Annotated in this window: 17 protein-coding genes, 1 tRNA gene and 2 rRNA genes; 16 read left to right on the top strand and 4 right to left on the bottom strand. The window is 30.0% G+C overall.

Translation table 11 applies throughout. From position 1 onward, the window contains the following. A 23S ribosomal RNA gene (locus tag HBE96_RS02870) occupies positions 1-104 on the top strand; the annotation flags it as partial. A gap of 116 nt (positions 105-220) precedes the next feature. Next, positions 221-337 (top strand): 5S ribosomal RNA (rrf, locus tag HBE96_RS02865). 116 nt (positions 338-453) lie between these two features. On the opposite strand, the gene HBE96_RS02860 is transcribed toward rrf, so the two are convergent. Continuing rightward, on the bottom strand, positions 454-1,179 hold the full coding sequence (locus tag HBE96_RS02860; RefSeq protein WP_169296257.1) for an NAD-dependent protein deacylase: 726 nt from the start codon (positions 1,177-1,179) through the stop codon (positions 454-456). 142 nt (positions 1,180-1,321) lie between these two features. Here HBE96_RS02860 and HBE96_RS02855 point away from each other — a divergent pair. Continuing rightward, positions 1,322-1,395 (top strand) — tRNA-Cys (locus HBE96_RS02855). 34 nt (positions 1,396-1,429) lie between these two features. Here the strand turns inward: HBE96_RS02855 and HBE96_RS02850 are convergent. The 3 genes from HBE96_RS02850 to HBE96_RS02840 all read right to left on the bottom strand — a co-directional run bounded on the left by HBE96_RS02850 (position 1,430) and on the right by HBE96_RS02840 (position 4,562). Beyond that, entirely contained in the window at positions 1,430-2,350 is a 921-nt protein-coding gene (locus tag HBE96_RS02850) for a S66 peptidase family protein (protein WP_169296256.1), read from the bottom strand. A gap of 17 nt (positions 2,351-2,367) precedes the next feature. Further along, entirely contained in the window at positions 2,368-3,309 is a 942-nt protein-coding gene (locus tag HBE96_RS02845) for a magnesium transporter CorA family protein (RefSeq protein ID WP_169296255.1), read from the bottom strand. A gap of 86 nt (positions 3,310-3,395) precedes the next feature. Continuing rightward, a complete protein-coding gene (locus HBE96_RS02840; RefSeq protein ID WP_169296254.1) occupies positions 3,396-4,562 on the bottom strand; it encodes a zinc-binding metallopeptidase family protein in 1,167 nt (388 codons plus the stop codon). 152 nt (positions 4,563-4,714) lie between these two features. Between HBE96_RS02840 and HBE96_RS02835 the strand changes: the two genes are divergently transcribed. The 13 genes from HBE96_RS02835 to rsmI all read left to right on the top strand — a co-directional run bounded on the left by HBE96_RS02835 (position 4,715) and on the right by rsmI (position 15,241). Continuing rightward, positions 4,715-6,331: a cell wall-binding repeat-containing protein gene (locus HBE96_RS02835; RefSeq protein WP_169296253.1), complete on the top strand. Its 1,617-nt coding sequence runs from the start codon at positions 4,715-4,717 to the stop codon at positions 6,329-6,331. A 158-nt stretch (positions 6,332-6,489) separates the two neighbouring features. After that, positions 6,490-6,702 (top strand): sigma factor G inhibitor Gin, encoded by a 213-nt coding sequence (locus HBE96_RS02830; protein WP_169296252.1) that lies wholly within the window; start codon positions 6,490-6,492, stop codon positions 6,700-6,702. Next, on the top strand, positions 6,681-8,126 hold the full coding sequence (locus tag HBE96_RS02825; RefSeq protein WP_169296251.1) for an aminotransferase class I/II-fold pyridoxal phosphate-dependent enzyme: 1,446 nt from the start codon (positions 6,681-6,683) through the stop codon (positions 8,124-8,126). The genes HBE96_RS02830 and HBE96_RS02825 overlap by 22 nt, the downstream gene beginning before the upstream one ends. After that, positions 8,119-8,802: a dTMP kinase gene (locus HBE96_RS02820; RefSeq protein WP_169296250.1), complete on the top strand. Its 684-nt coding sequence runs from the start codon at positions 8,119-8,121 to the stop codon at positions 8,800-8,802. Before HBE96_RS02825 ends, HBE96_RS02820 begins: the two co-directional genes overlap by 8 nt. A gap of 92 nt (positions 8,803-8,894) precedes the next feature. Then, on the top strand, positions 8,895-9,224 hold the full coding sequence (locus HBE96_RS02815; protein WP_169296249.1) for a cyclic-di-AMP receptor: 330 nt from the start codon (positions 8,895-8,897) through the stop codon (positions 9,222-9,224). Between the two features lie 15 nt (positions 9,225-9,239). Next, positions 9,240-10,184 carry a DNA polymerase III subunit delta' gene (locus HBE96_RS02810; RefSeq protein ID WP_169296248.1) on the top strand — a complete coding sequence of 315 codons (945 nt, stop codon included), beginning with the start codon at positions 9,240-9,242 and terminating at the stop codon, positions 10,182-10,184. Position 10,185: 1 nt separating this feature from the next. Next, positions 10,186-11,094, top strand: a complete 909-nt coding sequence (locus HBE96_RS02805) for a PSP1 domain-containing protein (protein WP_169296247.1) — start codon at positions 10,186-10,188, stop codon at positions 11,092-11,094. 11 nt (positions 11,095-11,105) lie between these two features. After that, entirely contained in the window at positions 11,106-11,348 is a 243-nt protein-coding gene (locus HBE96_RS02800; protein WP_169296246.1) for a heavy-metal-associated domain-containing protein, read from the top strand. 44 nt (positions 11,349-11,392) lie between these two features. Beyond that, positions 11,393-11,563: a DUF362 domain-containing protein gene (locus HBE96_RS02795; protein ID WP_169296245.1), complete on the top strand. Its 171-nt coding sequence runs from the start codon at positions 11,393-11,395 to the stop codon at positions 11,561-11,563. Between the two features lie 186 nt (positions 11,564-11,749). Further along, positions 11,750-12,544, top strand: coding sequence for a flagellar motor protein (locus tag HBE96_RS02790; protein WP_169296244.1), 795 nt, complete (start codon positions 11,750-11,752; stop codon positions 12,542-12,544). After that, positions 12,541-13,380 (top strand): OmpA/MotB family protein, encoded by an 840-nt coding sequence (locus tag HBE96_RS02785; RefSeq protein WP_169296243.1) that lies wholly within the window; start codon positions 12,541-12,543, stop codon positions 13,378-13,380. The genes HBE96_RS02790 and HBE96_RS02785 overlap by 4 nt, the downstream gene beginning before the upstream one ends. A 193-nt stretch (positions 13,381-13,573) precedes the next feature. Next, positions 13,574-14,314: a tRNA1(Val) (adenine(37)-N6)-methyltransferase gene (locus HBE96_RS02780; RefSeq protein ID WP_169296242.1), complete on the top strand. Its 741-nt coding sequence runs from the start codon at positions 13,574-13,576 to the stop codon at positions 14,312-14,314. 81 nt (positions 14,315-14,395) lie between these two features. Beyond that, positions 14,396-15,241 (top strand): 16S rRNA (cytidine(1402)-2'-O)-methyltransferase, encoded by an 846-nt coding sequence (rsmI, locus tag HBE96_RS02775; RefSeq protein ID WP_169296241.1) that lies wholly within the window; start codon positions 14,396-14,398, stop codon positions 15,239-15,241. The last annotated feature ends 44 nt before the right edge of the window (positions 15,242-15,285 follow it).

The following is a 15,285-nucleotide window of genomic DNA, read 5'->3' as shown; positions in this document are numbered from 1 at the left end:
TAAGCTAGTAAGACCCCTTGAAGAACACAAGGTTGATAGGTCAGAGGTGTAAGCATGGTAACATGTTCAGCTGACTGATACTAATAGGTCGAGGGCTTGACCAAATAAATTCACTGTGCAATTTTGAGAGGGCAAATGTCTAAATGACAATTGCCGGGTAATTTAGTCACGGTAGTGACGTTAAGAATTACCCCGTGCTTTTCAAACAACTAAATAAGAATCTGGTGATAATGACGTAAAGGTAACACCCGTTCCCATTCCGAACACGATGGTTAAGCTTTATAGTGCCGATGGTACTGCAGGGGAGGCCCTGTGGAAGAGTAGGTAGTTGCCAGGTAAGAAAAAAAGTACTAAGTAAAAACTTAGTACTTTTTTATATATAAACTAATTTTATTAAAAAAGGCATCCGTAAGAATGCCTTTTAAAAAATTATTATACAACTAAAAAGTAATTTTAAATTACACTGTTTAAAACTTTACCGATGCTGTCGTGTATGACTATATTGGCTTTATTATCATATGGTGTAGATGATTTATTGATTAAAACTAGGTTAGGTCCTCTAAAATAATCTATTAATCCAGCAGCAGGATATACTACAAGGGAACTACCACCAACGATAAGTAAATCAGCATTACTTATATGTTTAATAGAGTTATTAATAACATCCGTATTTAAGCTTTCCTCATACAGTACTACGTCCGGTTTTATAGTTGATCCACAAACATCACATTTTGGTACAGATGTTTTGCTATTTATTATATATTCTAAATCAAAGAACTTTTTGCATTTACAACAATAGTTTCTATGAATGGAACCGTGAAGTTCTAATACATTTTTAGAACCTGCCATTTGATGTAGTCCGTCAATATTTTGTGTCACAACAGCAGATAGTTTCCCGATCTTCTCCAGTTCTGCTAAAGCATAATGGGCAGCATTAGGTTTAGCATCTTTATAAATCATTTTTGATCTATAAAAATCAAAAAAGTCTTCAGTATGAGACATAAAGAAGCTGTGGCTTAACATAACTTCTGGAGGATATGAGTAGTTATTTTTAGTTTTATATAATCCAGCTTCAGATCTAAAGTCAGGTATTTTTGATTCTGTAGATACACCAGCCCCACCAAAAAATACAATATTGTTACTGGAGTTTATTACAGATTTTAATTCTGAATAATCCATGTTATCACCTCTTGACTATTATTATATCATATCAGCTAATTTCAATTAAGTGTATAATAAGGTAGTTTTATATGGTAAAATATATTGACAAATATTAATATTAATGATATTATAAAAAGCGTTGGAAGTAAAATATATTTATGGCGCTATAGCCAAGTGGTAAGGCAGAGGTCTGCAAAACCTTTATCCCCAGTTCAAATCTGGGTGGCGCCTCCAATAAAAAACCTCACAAATTATTGTGAGGTTTTTTTTAATTTATAACACCGTGAAGTACGTGTATTATACCACTCTTGCAATCCAATTTAATTTGTGCACCAATAGGAAGAGTGAGCTTAGGGTAGGAATGCCCTGATTGAAAATTAAGCACAGTAGGCTTATTTAATGAGAGAATTCTATCTTCAATTACTTCTTTTAAGGTAAGGCTTCTTTCATAGTGTGGAAGAGAACAATTTGTAAATTGACCTAAAATAAATCCTCTGCACTGCTGAAGTTTTCCAGATAAAATTAATTGAGTTAGCATTCTATCTATTCGATAAGGTTCCTCAGATACGTCTTCTATAAATAAAATTTTGTTTTTTGTATCTATTTCGTAAGGAGTACCTAAAGTACTAGATATTAGAGCTAAGTTTCCACCTACAAGTTCACCTGTAATAGAAGGTACATTAGAAAAACATTCAGTATTAAAACCTTCAGGGTTTTTTATGTCATATGGATTGTATGCATTCATAATACTATATAAAAAGCTTTCAAGTGTAATTTTATCTGAAAAATTAGAGTTAAACATTGGAGAGTGAAAAGTTACCAGGTTGCATTTTGAAGATATGGTGTTTAATAAGGTAGTTATATCACTAAATCCTGCAAATATTTTAGGGTTTTCTCTTATAACATTAAAATCTATAAGAGGAAGAATCCTCATAGCACCGTACCCACCTCTTATGCATAAAACCATATCTATATCTTCATCTAAAAACATGTTTGTAAAATCTTCTGCTCTATCTTTATCATTACCTGCAAAGTAGCCATACTTATCATATATATGTTCACCTTCCTTTATATTAAATCCTAAACTTTTAAAAAAGCTAATACTTTTTTTTATACTATCAGGATTATCAGCTCCAGCAGGTGATACAAGACCTATAGTATCACCAAACTTTAATCTTTCAGCTATCAATTATTACACCCCCATTATTAAAATAATCCTTTTTTCTTCAATATGATTATAGCAATTAAACATAACACTCCAGATACACCATAAGCAATCCAAAATGCATGAGGATTTGAAGCCATAGGTATACCAATAAAATTCATTCCAAATGAGCTAAAAATCATATTAGGAATAGCCATGACTATAGTTATAGAAGCCAATAGCTTCATTACTATATTTAAGTTATTTGATATTACAGATGCAAAGGCATCCATAGTACCAGTTAAGATATTACTATAAATATTGGCCATTTCTATAGCTTGCTTATTTTCTATAATAACATCTTCAAGTATATCTTGGTCTTCAGGATATTTTTGAAGTAGTTCAAGTTTCAACATTTTTTCAAGTGTAATTTCATTAGATTTTAAAGAAGTAGAGAAGTAAACTAAGGATTTTTCTAAAGATAATAGCTGAATTAACTCCTTATTTTTCATTGATTTATGAAGTTTTTGTCCAATAAGTAAACTTTTTTTGTCTATTTGTCTTAAATAAGTTAAATAGTAGCTTGCTATCCTATATAATATTTGGAGAATAAATCTTGAACGTTTAAAAGTAAAAAATGATTTAACTTTGTTATCTATAAAGTCGGTAAGCATTTTGCTATTTTTTAAGCATACAGTTATTATAGAAGATTCCGTATGAATAATTGCTAATGGGTATGAGTCATAAGTTAACGAGTTATCTTCCATTTCACTGAAAGGTATGTCTACTATGACAAGAAGATTAGTATCCTCTATATCAATACGAGAGGTTTCTTCTTCATCTAGTGCAGCTTTTAAAAAGTCTAATGATACTCCTGCTTTTTTAGATACAATAAGTAAATCTTCTTCAGAGGGAGCTACTATATTAACCCAGCATCCTGATTCTATGGTATCAATAGATTCTAATTTTCCTGATTCATCTAAAGTTTTATAAATTGAAATCATATGTTCCTCCCAAGTAAAAATTAATTTTAAGTATTTATATTTATATTATATCTTATAAATACCGAAAAACAAAAGAGACTTATTAATTAGTCTCTTCCGTTTTTCACATTAAAAAATTCTTTTTTTACTTGATTAAGTAAAGAAGCATTTTCTATTAAATCTAATCCAGTTAAAGCAAGTGCTTGAGCAACTTTTATAATTTTATCCTGTGCATAATAGGAGATAGTAGCTTCAGAAAATTCTTTTGAAGAATATTCTATATTTTTATCTTCACATATAGATATATATGGATGAATACAAGGTACAACTTGGCTTACGGTTCCTAAGCTTAATCCAGAGTTAGTGTCTTTAGGAGGATCTATATCTATTATGCCGCTTTCCTTTAAGTTATGACTAAATATTCTAGATAAGTTTTTATTCTGTATTAACTCATCATAAGGCAGTTCATATAGACACACACTGCAATCTACATTCATTAAGTAACTGGTAGTTTTAACCAACTCCTGTACTTTTTTTTCTATTTCACAGGCCATAGACATTTTTGGACATCTAATGTAAAATTTTGATTCTGTTTCAGAAGGTAAAAGGTAGGGAGAATCACCGCCCTTTAGTATTATCCCATCAATAGTACAATTGTCTTCAAATCCTTTAGAAAGTAAGCTTAAAGTGTTAAAAACAAATAAACAGGCATCTAATGCTGTATGTTTCTTTGTTTTTCTATAAGTAAATCCAGATTTACTTTTGTAGCTTATTTTCATTGGTATTATAGCCATAGAAGAACCACTTTCAGCAGTAATTACATCTGGATGAGCCATTAGTACAACATCTATATCATTAAAAGTTCCTTGCTTAGTCATGGTAACTTTGGAACTACCTAAAAATTCACCAGGACATCCAATAACTACAACACTACCGCCTATTTTTGGTATTATCTTAGATAATGATAAGGAAGCAGCTATAGACATAGCAGATATTAAATTATGTCCAACAACATGGCCTAAATCTTTAACAGCATCATATTCACATATGTAACATATTTTAGGATGACCTGTACCATATTGTGCATAAAAAGCTGTTGGTATATCAAGGTAATGTTCTGTAATGTTAAAGTTGTTATTTTTCAACATATTTATTATATAATTATATGCTTTGAATTCATGAAAACTATCTTCGGGGTTTTCGTGAATGTATTTTGATAGATTTAAAATATCATCTTTTATAGTGCTTAAATAGCTTGATATTTCTTGCCTCATAAAAAGTACCTCCTAAGTTTTACGTAAGTCAATAATAAAAAAATGTGGTTGTAAATCTGCTAAAAATTATTTAAAATTAGATATATGTCTTAATTGGTAAATATGTCTTTAGTAAAAACTAGTGTGTAAAACAAATTTAAGGGGGAATGGTTTTGGTAAACTGCAAGTTAATGTTAAAAAATTTCTGCAAAGTTATGATTGTAACTTTAATTAGTATTAACACAACATCAAAAGTTTATGCTCAAGGAAACTATCAAAGATATGGTGGAACTGATAGGTATGAAACTTCTATGAAAATTTCGCAAAAGTTTGATACAAAGTCAGGTTATGCAATAATTGCCTCAGGAGAAAATTTTCCAGATGCTCTTTGTGCATGTCCCCTTTCTAAAAAGTATGATGCCCCAATAATACTTACTACAGAAAACAAGCTGGACAGCAAAGCGGCAGAAGAACTTAAAAGAAGTGGAATAAAAAATGTTTTTATAATAGGTAATTCTATATCAAAAGACGTAGAAACTAGCATTAATACTATGGGAATAACTTGCGAAAGAATAGGTGGTAAAGATCGATATGAGACAGCTATGATGGTTGCAAACTATGTAGGTGTAAAAGATAGAATTGTAGTAGTATCAGGAGATAATTATCCAGATGCATTGTCAATTGCACCAATTGCTGCAAGTATTGATGTACCTATAATACTTGTAGAAAAAAATTCAGTACCAGATGTAGTAAAAAACTCATTAAAAGACAAACAAGTTAACAATACTTATGTTATAGGTTCAGAAGGAGCTATTAGTAATAGTACAAAAGATGAATTTAAAAACGCAGAAAGAATAAGTGGTACGGATAGATATAGTACTAATTTGGCTGTAATTAGTAGATTTAGAGATACTTTAGATTTAAGTACTGTATATTTGGCTTCAGGATCAAATTTTCCAGATTCACTTTCAGGATCAGCTCTAGCACAAAAGACTAAATCACCTTTAATACTAGTAAGCGAAGACATAAATGAAAATGAAAAGAATGATATTAAACAGATAATAGCATCAACTAAAAATGTTTCTCTATTTGGATTAGAAGGAGCAGTTTCATTAAAGGCATTATATTTAATAGGATTAGAAAAAGAACCACCAAAACCAGCACAACAAGGAGTTCAGCCACCTGCGTGGACAAGTTCTTTTAATATTATGAATGCAGGAGAAAGTGAAAGGGTTTATATAAAAAGTAGTCCAAGTTCTTCAGCATCAAATATAGGTTCAACTTATGGAAGTCTTCCAGAGGTTAAAATTTTGGGTAGTAGCGGTGGATATTATTATGTAGAAGTATTGGATTATGACACTTTAAATTACATAAAGGGTTATGTATCTATGAGTATGGTTAATACAGTAACACCTTCAGGACCTTATAATATACTTGTAGATAAGTCAAGACAAAGAGTATATGTATTTAATGGAGAAACTGTGGTTAAAGAATTTATATGTTCAACAGGAAAAGACGAAACTCCAACACCATCAGGTAGATTTTTAGTTGGAGCTAAAGGACCTAGTTTTGCAGCATCTGATACTACTGAATGTTATTATTGGACAAGACTAGATAATAATTATTTATTCCACAGTGCTATATATACCTTAAGTGGATATGCAGTACAATCTGAATATAATAAGTTAGGTTCTAAAGCTTCACACGGATGTATAAGACTTAAAATAGAAGATGCTAAGTGGATTCAAGATAATGTTCCATATAGAACTTTAGTAACAATAAAGGACTAAAATTTGTAAATATTTAATATAGAAATAAACTCAATACAATTGAAATAAATTATATTGAGTTTATTTATGTGGACAAAATAAATTTTGCAGTGAACATGAATATTATATATAAAAGAGGTAAGAATTTTAGATATAAAAAATGGACTAGGAGGTATTAAATGGGGAAGCAGGTTTGTATTATATGTGGAAAGACTTTAAATAATGGTATAATGATATATGGTAAGGGGATTTGCCCATGCTGTGAGAAAAGGTTAATAAATATGGATAGAGACACTGATTTCTATGAATATTATAAAGAATGTATAAGAAAAAATATAGCTGAGTTAGTTATAAGGGAAGAGGAGATAAATTGTCAGAGTTACCGATTTTAGAAGGCATTTTAAAATATGTAGAAAAAGATAACATACGATTTTGTACACCTGGACATAAGGGTGGAAGAGGTTTTTTAAATACTCCTATTGGCAAGGAGTTTATGGAACATTTTTTAGCATGTGATATCACTGAAGTAGAGGGTACAGATAACCTTCACAACCCTCAGGGTATAATAAAAAAATCTTTAGAGCTTTTAACAAAATTTTATGGAAGTAAAAAATCTTATTTTTTAGTTAACGGAAGTACATCAGGAAATTTAATTATGATGTTTAGCAGTTTTAAAGAAGGGGATAAGGTATTAATAGAAAGAAATTGTCACAGATCTATTTTTAATGCCATAATAATGAGGAAACTTAAGCCTGTGTATGTAAATAATAAGGTAAGTGATAAGCTCAATGCTCCAGTTTGTATAGATTTGGAGCATTTTTTAAAAGTTTTAGATGAAAATAAGGATGCTAAAGGTATAGTTGTTACATACCCTAATTATTATGGTATGTGTTGTAATTTGAAATATGTAATAGAACAAGCAAGAAAGTATGATATAAAAGTACTTGTAGATGCAGCTCATGGAGCACATTTTGGAATACATAAAGATTTACCTAAAAGCGCAGTAAAACTAAATGCAGATATGGTAGTTACTAGTACACATAAGACACTTTCTAGTTTAACTCAAACATCATATCTTCATGTAAATAATAAGGAAGATATAGAAAAAGCAGATTTTTATGTAAGTGCATTTTCTAGTACAAGCCCTTCTTATTTATTTTTAGGGTCCATGGATTATGCAAGATATTATTTAGAAACTTGTGGAGAAAAAGAATATGAAAAGTTATTAAGTATGCTAAATTTCTATAGGAATAAGATAAATTTAATAGAAGGTATAAATGTAATTAGTAAAGATGATGTTAAACAAAGCAGTATTTACGATATTGACAATACTAGATATGTAATAAACTTAGAAAAAGGATACAGCGGATATTTATTAGGTGATTATTTAAGAGAAAATAATATTGATGTGGAAATGAGTGACCATTCTAATGTAGTTTTGATTTTCTCACCATTTAATGAAGAATGGGAAATTAAAAAATTATATAATGTACTTAGAGAATGTGATTTGAATAAATTGAAAATAGAAGAGTTTAATTTACTAAATTATGACATACCTTTAATGGCTTATATGCCTTTTGAAGTTATGGATAAAAAAAAGGAGTATGTAAATATAAAGAATTCATTAGGGAGAATTAGTGCTGTAAATGTGGTACCATATCCACCAGGAGTGCCTATAATAAATATGGGGGAAGTAATAAGTGATAGAATTTTAAATGCTATTTGTTATTACAAGGATAGAGGAGTAGATATTCTAGGATTGGAAGAAAATAAAATAGAAGTAATTGATGAATTTGGTGGAGGAAGAAATGAATAGAGGAATTGTAATAGTAATAGAGGGTTGTGATGGTAGTGGAAAGGCTACACAAACACAAAGATTATATGAAAAGCTTTTAAAGGAAAATTATAAAGTTAAAAAGGTGGAATATCCAAATTATAAAAGTGATTCTTCAGCCTTGGTAAAGATGTATTTAAATGGTGAATTTGGTAGCAATCCAGAAGATGTTAATCCATATGTGTCATCTACTTTTTACGCTTGTGATAGATTTGCTTCCTATAAGACTGAATGGAAAGAGTTTTATGAAAAAGGGGGTATAATATTAGCAGATAGATATACTACTGCTAATATGGTGCATCAGGCATCAAAAATTAGAAACAAGGAAGAAAAAGATAAGTTTTTGGATTGGCTTTGGGACTTTGAGTTTAGAATTTTTGCACTACCTATACCAGATTGTGTTATATTTCTTGATATGCCTCCAGAATATAGTAGGAGTCTTATGAAAGAGAGAGCTAATAAGATTACAGGAGATGCTCACAAAGATATACATGAAAAGGATTATGAATATTTGATACATTCTTATGATAATTCTTGCAAAATAGCAGAAAAGTATAAATGGAATAGAGTAAAGTGTGTAGAAAATGGAAATATAAAAAGTATTCAATCAATTAGTAAAGAAGTATTTGATATAATAAAAGGGGAAGTTAGTAAGTAGTTTATAAAATTATGTTAAAATTGATTTAAGAGGGTATAAGTTAATCTAATATTTGTATAATTAAGAAAATATAATAATGGGAGATGAGTTATATGAAATTAGTAATAGCAATTGTTCAAGATGATGATTCTGGAGATTTAGTTGAAGTATTAATGGAATCAGGATTTAGAGTAACAAGGCTTGCTACAACAGGGGGCTTTTTGAAAGCGGGAAACACTACTCTTATGATTGGAGTAGAAGAAGAAAGAGTAAATAAAGTTATATCTCAAATAGAGGAAATATGTAAAACTAGGCAGCAAGTTGTAGCAACACCTTCGCCTGTAGCAGGTTCAACAGGGGTTTATGTTCCATATCCTGTGGAAGTTGAAGTTGGAGGAGCAACTATATTTGTTGTGGATGTAGATAAATTTATAAAAATTTAAACTGGAGGGATTGTGTTGAGCTTTGATATGATAATAGGGCATGAAAATGTAAAATTCCAAATTAATAATTCAATAAAACAACAAAGGTTTTCTCATGCACATATTATTGTAGGTGAAGATGGTATAGGGAAAAGTTTTATTGCCAGGGAAACTGCTGTTGAAATTTTAGGTAAATGTGAGGATAAACAGTATGCTGATATAGTAGAATTTAAATTAGCAAAAGGTAAGAAATCAATAGGAATAGATGAAATTAAAAGTATAATAGAAGAAACTAATAAAAAGCCTTATGAGGGAAACAAAAAGGTAATTATAGTGTATAATGCAGATAAAATCACGGAGACTGCTCAGAATGCGTTTTTAAAGACCATAGAAGAACCACCAAAAGGAATTTTTATAATATTACTATGTGAGAAGTTGGAATTAATATTAGATACTATAAAGTCAAGATGTCAAACTTATAAACTCAATAGATTGAGTGAAAAAGAAATTATACAGTTTATAGAAAGCAAGTTTACTAATTTACCCGAGGAAGAATTAAAATCTATTATTGCATTTAGCGATGGTATACCAGGAAGAGCTGAAAAGTTTGTTAATGATAATTCTTTAAAAGAAATTAGAGATACTACTATAAATGTATTAAAAGCATTAAGTAAAAGTAATTTAGAGGAAATTCTGCACAATGAGGATTTTTTCGTAAAGTATAAAAATGAATGGCAGGAAGTTTTAACTTGTATGTTAGCCTATATAAGAGATGTACTTGTGTATAAAGAAACATCAAATAGGGATTTAATAATAAATATAGATAAAATTGAAGATATAAAAGATATGACTGAAATGTTTTCATTTAATAAGTTAAATGGTATTATTAATACTATAAAAGATACTAGAATAAAGATGGAGAAGAACGTTAACTCAATATTGGTTTTTGACTCTATGTTGTTCAAAATGCAGGAGGTATAGTATGGTAAAAGTTGTAGGAGTGCGTTTTAAAAAAGCAGGTAAGATATATTATTTTTCACCAGATGATTTGAATATAGAAAAAGATAATAAAGTTATAGTAGAAACAGCAAGGGGAATAGAATTCGGAGAATGTGTTATAGGGTGTAAAGAAGTGGAGGAATCTGAAATAGTTCCACCGCTTAAAAGTGTTATAAGAATAGCTAATGAAGAAGATATAAAAAGACATAATGTTAATAAGGAAAAAGAGACAGAAGCTTTTCAGGTATGTTTAGAAAAAATTGAAAAACATCAATTAAAAATGAAGCTTATAGATGTAGAATATACTTTTGACAATAATAAAGTTATATTTTATTTTACTGCGGATGGAAGAGTGGATTTTAGAGAACTTGTAAAAGATTTAGCAGCTATTTTTAGAACTAGAATAGAGTTAAGACAAATAGGTGTAAGGGATGAAGCAAAAATGATAGGAGGACTTGGACCCTGCGGAAGAACTATGTGTTGTTCAACGTTTTTAGGTGATTTTGCACCAGTGTCAATAAAAATGGCAAAGGAACAAAATCTATCCTTAAATCCTACAAAGATATCAGGAATATGTGGTAGACTTATGTGCTGTTTAAATTATGAACAGGAAACATATGAACAGATTAGAAAAAAGCTGCCTAAGACGAATTCTATTGTGAATACTCCTTATGGAAAAGGAGAAGTAATTTCAAATTCTGTAGTAAAGGAAGAGGTAAAAGTTAAAGTAAAATCTGAAGATGGAGAAGAAATATTGGTGGAAGTTCCAATAAATGATATAGAATTAGTATCTGGAGGATTTGAAGGAAGTATAAGTGAGGATGAAATTAAAATAGATGTAGACCAAGTTGAGGATGTAGAAATAATCAAAGAATTATTTAAAGACAATTAAGGAGGAAAACTATGAAGTCTGTATTGAAGGTTCACAATATGAATACAGCTGAAGATGTTAATATGATAAGAGCGGCAGTTTCAAGTAATGAAGGTGTAGTAGCTTGCCAAATAAATAAAGACAAAGGTGAGATAAATATTGTATACGATGATTACTTTGTGACTAATGATAGATTAGTTCAATCTATAGAGGATTTGGGGGTATATAGTATTTTAAAATTATCTTTAAAAATCTGTGTAAACGTGGTAAAATAAAAAATAGATGTGAAACATCGAAATAAAAAAGGAGGTGTTACATAATGGCTTACAAAATTACAGATTCATGCGTAAGTTGTGGATCATGTGCTTCAGAATGCCCAGTTAACGCTATAAGCCAAGGAGATTCTCTATTTGTTATAGATGAAAATACTTGCATTGATTGTGGAAATTGTGCTAACGTTTGTCCAGTAGGAGCACCAGTTCAAGAATAATATTTTTATTAAAAAGACTGCTTATTAGCAGTCTTTTTGTTTTGGACATGCTTAGAAGCATGAAATAGATTATTTTGCTTGATTTCAGTTTTTAAGATTAATATAAATGTATAATTTGTATAAAGATTGGTTTTTTTTGTTCGATTATTTATTATATAAAGCAAAATTGTTGAATGGAGGATAAAAATGGACATATCTGTTATTGTTTTCATTTTGGTTGGATTTGGATCCATCGTAGCAGGATTTGTAATAGAGAAAGGAGTAATAAGTTCTCTTTTCTTACTTGCGCCAGCTGTAATAGTATTTGGTGGAACAGCAGGAGCAGTTGGACTTACATTTCCAGGAGAAATTTTAAAGAGATTGCCTAAGATATTAAAAGTAGCTATAAGTCCTAAAAAAATAGATTTATCATCACTTGTAGTATATTTTAAAGATGTATCATATAAGACTAGAAAAAATGGTTTATTAAGTCTTGAAGGAGAAATATCTAGTGACCCTAATTTAGATCCTTTTATTAAGAAGGGACTTCAATTAGTAGTAGATGGTGTTGATCCACAAGCAGTTAGAAGTATTTTAGAGTTGGAATTGGAATCTACATCTGAAAGACATAAAAAGGGAGCCGCTATTTTTGCGCAGGCAGGTGGATTTGCACCTACACTTGGTATTATAGGTACGGTAATGGGTTTAGTTCATATTTTAGCTGATTTATCAGACCCAAATACATTAGGTCCTAAAATAGCATCAGGATTTTTGGCTACGTTATATGGTCTTTCATCTGCAAACTTATTATTTTTACCATTAGCTACTAGATTGAAAGCGTTAGACGAAAAAGAGTTTGGAGAAAAGTCTCTTATAATTGAAGGAATATTATATATACAGGAAGGAATAAATCCTAATACTATAGCAGAAAAATTGAAAGGATTCTTAAGCAAGGAAGAACTTGCAAAATTTGAAGGAATGGATGGTAAGTCAGCAGAATGAAGAAGAAAAAAGAAGAAGAACATGAAAATAGTGAGAGATGGCTTCTTAGTTACTCAGATTTTATGACTTTACTTATGATACTTTTTGTTGTGCTGTATGCTATGAGCAATGTGGACAAGTCAAAATTTAGCCAGCTTTCCCAATCTATGAGCATAGCAATGGGTAATGGAAAGATTTTGCAGGGTGGCGAAAATGCGGTTAATATAACACCAACTTCAAGTCCAGAAAGCAGTGCATCACAAGCTGCAACAGAATCATCTAAAATGGAAGATTTAAAACAAAAAGTTGATAGTTATTTACAAAAAAATGGAATGAAGGATAGTGCTAACACAGAAATAGATGAAAGAGGCCTTGTAGTAAGTTTAAAGGATACTTTGTTTTTTGACACTGGAAGAGCAGAGGTAAAAGCAGATTCACAAGCAAAACTTATAGAGTTAGGAAAAATATTAAATCAACTAGGCAATTCTATGAGAATAGAAGGGCATACAGATAATGTTCCTATACATAATGAGCAATTTAATTCTAACTGGCAGTTATCTGTGTCTAGAGCAGCTAATGTTACTGAATTACTTATATCTAGTAGTAATGTAGATGCACATAAGCTTTCAGCAGTGGGATACGGAGAATATAGACCTATATTGGATAATTCCACAGAAGAAGGAAGAGCAAGGAATAGAAGAGTTGATATAATTATAGTAAGTAGTAAATATAATAAAATAGAAAACAATGGAATTAGCAGCAATCCTATAGGTAATGTAAATATAGGAGATAAACCCATAGGTGATAAACCTATAGGTGATAATCCTGCCAATGTTCCAAATATAAGTACTAAATAAAGGCCTTAAGATATATTCAATCTTAAGGCCTAATTTTATATAAAACTTAAGTTTAAAGTAAAAAAATTTGACAATTTAATTTATATAAATGATAATTGGTGATAAACATGGATAACACAATTATTAATTATATTATTAAAAAATTATAATGTGTAAGGCAATTATTTAACTATAGAAGTGAGGAAAAAAATTTATGGATGAAAATTTTTTGAAAGAAGATGAGACGCTGGATGATTTACAGCTTAAGGGTATTTGTGTAATACAAAAAAAGGATGCATTTAGATTTGGCGTAGATGCAGTATTACTTGCTAACTTTGCTAATATCAAGAGAAATGCAACGGTTATAGATTTGTGCAGCGGTACTGGAATAATTCCATTTATATTAGCAGGCAAAACAACAGCTTCTCAAATAATTGGAATAGAAATACAAGAAGAGATGACTGAAATGGCCAACAGGACTTGTAAACTTAATAATCTTCAGGATAAAATAAAATTTGTTAATAAGGATTTAAAGGATTTAGAGTTTATAAAAAGTTTGCCCAAAGTGGATGTAGTTACAGTAAATCCACCATACAAGTTAAAAAATTCAGGTATTATAAATCCTAATGATAAAAATGCTATTGCAAGGCATGAAATATGTTGTACTTTAGAAGATGTTATAAAGTCATGTAAGAGCGTTTTAAAGGATAATGGTAGAATGTATATGATACATAGGCCGGATAGACTTGCGGACATTATATGTCTTATGAGGAAATATAAAATTGAACCAAAGCTAATAAAAATGATTCAACCTAATTTTAAAAAAGCTCCTAATATGATATTAATTGATGGTCAAAATAATGGTGGAGCTTTTTTGAAATGGGATGAGCCACTTTGTGTCCATAATTTAGATGGTAGTTATACAGAAGAAATTAATAAAATGTATGGAAGATAGATGTCAATGAAGCTTACTTAGTAAGAGTGTTACAGTAGATATCCATCAGATAAAATTAAGATTTAAGTTGGAGGAGCATATATGAGTATTGGGAAACTATATTTAGTGCCTACACCAATAGGCAATTTAAAAGATATAACACTTAGGGCATTAGAAGTATTAAATCAGGTAGATTTAATAGCAGCGGAAGATACGAGACAAAGTTTAAAACTTTTAAATCATTTTAATATAAAAAAGCCATTAATAAGTTATCATCAGCATAATGAACAAGGTAAAAGTGAAAATCTTATAGATAAACTTAAGGATGGAAAAGATATAGCTTTAGTAAGCGATGCTGGAACTCCAGGTATATCAGATCCTGGAGCAGTAATAGTTTCTAAATGTATAGAAGAGAATATAGATTTTGAAGTTTTAACTGGAGCAACAGCAGTAACTACTGCACTGGTATATTCAGGTTTGGATACAACTAAATTTATATTTAAGGGATTCTTATCTAGAGATAACAAAGAAAGAAAACTTGTAATAGAGGACTTAAAAAGTAGAAAGGAAACTTTAATATTTTATGAAGCACCTCATAGGCTTAAAAGTACTTTAGAGTTTTTAAAAAGTAATTTGGGTAATAGAAGAATAGCCATATGCAGAGAACTTACAAAATTACATGAAGAAATACTTAGATTAAATTTAAGCGAAGCTATAACTTATTATGAGGATAGGGATGTAAAAGGTGAATTAGTACTTGTAGTTCAGGGAAAGGATGAAAAAGAAATATTAGATGAAGAAAGGGCTGAATGGGAAGGCTTGGGAATTGATGAACATATAAAAATGTATATTAAAGATGGTATAAGTAAAAAAGAGGCTATAAAAAAAGTAGCTAAAGATAGAAAATTGCCTAAATCTGAAATATATAAGTATTCAATTGACTTATAGAAAGTTCAATAAATAAAAAAATTCTATATATATATATTCATATT

Source organism: Clostridium muellerianum, from assembly GCF_012926525.1.
Classification (GTDB): Bacteria; Bacillota; Clostridia; order Clostridiales; family Clostridiaceae; genus Clostridium_AM; species Clostridium_AM muellerianum.
The sequence above is the reverse complement of the archived record's forward strand: the minus strand, read 5'-3'. Positions and strand labels throughout refer to the sequence as shown.

What these genes read in the sequence shown, in the direction of transcription:
- HBE96_RS02800 (WP_169296246.1), top strand. Translation starts at nt 11,106, where the DNA reads ATGAAGTCTGTATTGAAGGTTCACAATATGAATACAGCTGAAGATGTT.
- HBE96_RS02840 (WP_169296254.1), bottom strand. Translation starts at nt 4,562, where the DNA reads ATGAGGCAAGAAATATCAAGCTATTTAAGCACTATAAAAGATGATATT.
- HBE96_RS02805 (WP_169296247.1), top strand. Translation starts at nt 10,186, where the DNA reads ATGGTAAAAGTTGTAGGAGTGCGTTTTAAAAAAGCAGGTAAGATATAT.
- rsmI (WP_169296241.1), top strand. Translation starts at nt 14,396, where the DNA reads ATGAGTATTGGGAAACTATATTTAGTGCCTACACCAATAGGCAATTTA.
- HBE96_RS02780 (WP_169296242.1), top strand. Translation starts at nt 13,574, where the DNA reads ATGGATGAAAATTTTTTGAAAGAAGATGAGACGCTGGATGATTTACAG.
- HBE96_RS02790 (WP_169296244.1), top strand. Translation starts at nt 11,750, where the DNA reads ATGGACATATCTGTTATTGTTTTCATTTTGGTTGGATTTGGATCCATC.
- HBE96_RS02795 (WP_169296245.1), top strand. Translation starts at nt 11,393, where the DNA reads ATGGCTTACAAAATTACAGATTCATGCGTAAGTTGTGGATCATGTGCT.
- HBE96_RS02845 (WP_169296255.1), bottom strand. Translation starts at nt 3,309, where the DNA reads ATGATTTCAATTTATAAAACTTTAGATGAATCAGGAAAATTAGAATCT.
- HBE96_RS02820 (WP_169296250.1), top strand. Translation starts at nt 8,119, where the DNA reads ATGAATAGAGGAATTGTAATAGTAATAGAGGGTTGTGATGGTAGTGGA.
- HBE96_RS02830 (WP_169296252.1), top strand. Translation starts at nt 6,490, where the DNA reads ATGGGGAAGCAGGTTTGTATTATATGTGGAAAGACTTTAAATAATGGT.
- HBE96_RS02815 (WP_169296249.1), top strand. Translation starts at nt 8,895, where the DNA reads ATGAAATTAGTAATAGCAATTGTTCAAGATGATGATTCTGGAGATTTA.
- HBE96_RS02785 (WP_169296243.1), top strand. Translation starts at nt 12,541, where the DNA reads ATGAAGAAGAAAAAAGAAGAAGAACATGAAAATAGTGAGAGATGGCTT.
- HBE96_RS02860 (WP_169296257.1), bottom strand. Translation starts at nt 1,179, where the DNA reads ATGGATTATTCAGAATTAAAATCTGTAATAAACTCCAGTAACAATATT.